This window comes from Bifidobacterium sp. POST2/T3 (B1) (assembly GCF_058197115.1).
Genome location: NZ_JBVPQK010000264.1, coordinates 1 through 3,704 on the forward strand (window position 1 = coordinate 1; position 3,704 = coordinate 3,704).

The 3,704-nt window shown below is 59.2% G+C and carries 1 protein-coding gene; it reads left to right on the top strand.

Translation table 11 applies throughout. The features are described from left to right. The coding region (locus tag AC0AP0_RS10210; protein WP_490430380.1) for an RCC1 domain-containing protein at window positions 1-3,161 on the top strand (3,161 nt) is incomplete at its 5' end. Window positions 3,162-3,704 lie beyond the last annotated feature (543 nt).

Genomic DNA, 3,704 nt, shown 5'->3' on the forward strand with positions numbered 1-3,704 from the left:
TTCGCAATCCGCAGCGTGACGGCTATCGTTTTGACGGCTGGGCGGAGCATGACGGAATCATGGATTTCCGCACCCCGGTCACCAGAGACATCACCTTAAAGGCCAAGTGGACAGCGGTTACTGATTGGACTCTGAGTCCCGACCATGGTCCGGCTTCCGGCGGCACCAGCATCACCGTTACACCTCCGAATGCGGATTCCCTTTCCTTTAGCACGTTGGAAGCCCGTGACGACAAGCTGATCGGTGTGACCGGCGATGGCCGCCTGTTCACGTGGACAACGAACGATAAGATACCCGTTCAGGTGCCATCACCTCGAAGTACGTCTGGCGACGTGCGATTCATAACTGGAGTCGTTGGCAGGAACGGTTACGCGGCCTTGAGCCGGGACCACCGCATCTACACCTGGAATGGGAGCGGGGATACACCAGCCTTGCTCGCCTCAGACTCCACGACCTACGCCAGCATCGCCATGACTCCTGGCCACCTCTTAGCAGTGAATCAAGATGGCCTTATATGCGCATGGACCAGTAAGGGGAAGCTGACAGGAAAGGCCATGAGCCTGCCCAAGCAGGCCTTAGCAGTCAAGGCGGTTGGCAATGCTGATCGCCTGCTCGCCTTGGATAGCAAGGGCCAGGTATGGACTTGGAAGCCGGATGCCGTCGATATCAATCAGATACAACCCGTCAAGGTCACCAGCCGTATTGTTCAGATATCATCCGTGGATCATGGCTTTATACTTCTTGACTTAACAGGTCAGATTAGCTATCTGGATAACGAACAAAGCCAGCCAAAGCCGCTTGTTTCATCTGAACTTTCTGCCATTACAGCCATAAGCAGTAACGTTATGCAAGCAACTCTCATAGACTCAAAAGGCCGCATCTGGGCCTGGAAGCCCGGCGAAGCGCCCATATGTACGACCGATGGGAATCAGCAGTACATGCAAGCCGCCGAAGCCGCCGACAGCAGGATCACCGCCATCAGCAGGACGGGCGACATATACAGGTGGAGCCTGGACGAGCAGGGTCGGCCCGGCAAACCAGCAAGGCTCGACACCAGCACCGCGCTCACACTGGAATCAGCTAGCATGGACGGCCAAGCATTGACGTTCAGCAAGAACGACGACGCTTGGCAGGCGGAGATTCCCGCCCACAAGCCAGGGCAAACCGCCATCACCATCGCCGGCAGGCAGGACGGCCAGCCCTTCACCAGGAGTCTCAACTACACGGTCGACCAGCCCCTGACCAGGGAGGAGGTGCAAAGCCCCACTTGCACGGTCACCTTCAATACAGAAGGCGGAAACCCCAAACCCGCAGACCAGAACGTCTCCACCCCGTACGGCAGGGCCAAGCGTCCCTCCCCCGACCCGGCTCGCCAGGGCTACCTGTTCGACGGATGGTTCATCGGGGAGGTCGCCTATGACTTCAGCAGACCCGTCACCCAGAACCTTACCCTCACCGCCAAATGGACCTTCAAAGACCCCAACAACACGTGGAAAATCAACCCTGACAAAGGCAGCCAGACAGGAGGCCAACAGACCACCATCACCCCGCCAGACATTCCCAGGCGAGGCATCAGGTTCAGCCAGGTCAGCGAAGGAAAAGAAGGGAAAGATACCTATCTGACCAATTTTTCCTTGGCTTTGGGCAGTGACGGGAACGCCTACGCCTGGGGGAAAAACGACCATGGCCAGCTCGGCGACGGGACGTACACCGACCGGACTACGCCGGTCATGGTGCAGAAGCCTGCCGGCGTGCCTGCGGATTTCACCTACGTGCAGGTCAGTGCCGGAGGTGCCCATTCGCTGGCCCTGGGCAGCGACGGGAACGTCTACGGCTGGGGATTCAACCGGTATGGCGAGCTCGGCGACACGACGAGAACCGAACGGAATACGCCGGGCAAGGTGCCCAAGCCTGTGAATTGTCCGGACCTACCAGCGGATTTCACCTACGTACAGATCAGCGCCGGAGAGGATGATTCGCTGGCCGTGGGCAGCGACGGGAACGTCTACGCCTGGGGATGGGACTGGGATGGCGAGCTCGGCGACGGGATGGAGGGCGGCCTTTGGCTTGAGTCGCACAGAACGCTGAAGCCTGAAGGCACACCCACGAACTTTGCCTTCGTGCAGGTCAGCGCCGGAGGCGCTCATACGCTAGCCATAGGCAACGACGGAAACGCCTACGCCTGGGGATTAAACGAAGATAGTCAGCTCGGCGACGGGACGGACACTTACACCCAGACTAAGCCGGTCATGGTGAGGACGCCTGATCGCAAGACGTATCCGGACGTGCCTGCGGATTTCACCTACGTGCAGGTCAGCGCCGGAGACGGTCATACGCTAGCCATAGGCAGCGACGGGAACGTCTACGCCTGGGGACTCAATGATGATGGCCAGCTTGGCAACAACAGCCAAGGTTACTTTGCAGGTTCGTCTGTTCCCGTGCGCGTGCGCGATCCAAGCAGCCCCACTGACGCGAGCAAAGGGCTGAAAGCCACCCAGGTCTACGCTGGAAGCCGGCATTCACTGGCCGTGGGCAGCGACGGATACGCCTACGCCTGGGGAGAAGACAAATATGGCAGGCTCGGCAACAACAGCGGCGGCTCTTCGAGTGTTCCTATTCATGTGCGCGACCCCGCCAGCCCCTCTGACGCGAGCAAAGGGCTGAAAGCCACACAGGTCAGCGCCGGAATGTATCGATCGCTGGCCGTGGGCAGCGACGGGAAAGCCTACACCTGGGGATACAAAGCCTACACCTGGCAATACGACCACGCTTCTGGTGAGATCATCGACGGTGCCACCAACAACTGGAGTGTTCCAGTGCCGGTGGAGATCAAACTGCAGCTGGTGATCACCGGCGTCAGATTCGACCAGACCCCCGTATCAGAACTGAAGCCCGGCGATGGCGGCAGCGTGACCGTGACCACGCCTGCACACATGCCGGGCACGGTCACCGTCAGCGTGGACTACACGGTGCTGGGCGGACCCCAGCAGCCGGACACCTCCCTCAAATACACGTACTTGGCTGCAGGCGTGCTCCCAAAGGCCGGCGAGGAAGGCATCCTGCTCGCCCTGGCCACCGGCATGACCAGCATGGGCGGGGTCCTGGCATCCCGCCGCCACCGGAGGGAGACACGCCTGCTGTCACACGCTTCGCACGAGTAAGACAGGCCTGAGGCGGATCAATCCCCCCGCCCCGGCCCACAAAAGGGGGCAGGGAGGCCAGTGTCAGTCAAGGCTCAACCCCAAGTGAGCCGACACTCCCTCCCGCGCCCCCACCACACTTACGCCTGCTGGAGTTCAAGGCAGGCATGAACGCCCCGAACACGGCCGGGCCAGCCACGGGCAGAAGCCCGCAGCCAGCCTTGCCGTTGTTTACTCATATAGGCATATGTTGTATAGACCTGTTCAACATCTTTAGTCAAGTCGCCTTTGGATCCAGCTGACATCTAAAAGTACGTGATCAGGCTCACATTGTTCCTGTACCTTGTCCTAGGCATGCTATGGTACTTATCCTCAGCTTCTGAATTACTCAGTTTTCTATGATTACCAGGTTTCCGCTCTCATCCAGACCTGCAGGATTCGTGTAAAGCAGCTCCGCTACAACATCAAGTCCATTACGACTGGCCGGGTTTGCGAAAAGCAAGATTCAGCCGCCTTCTTGCGTTACCATGAAAATTCATTCGGCACTTCAGCACTCCTGCGGTC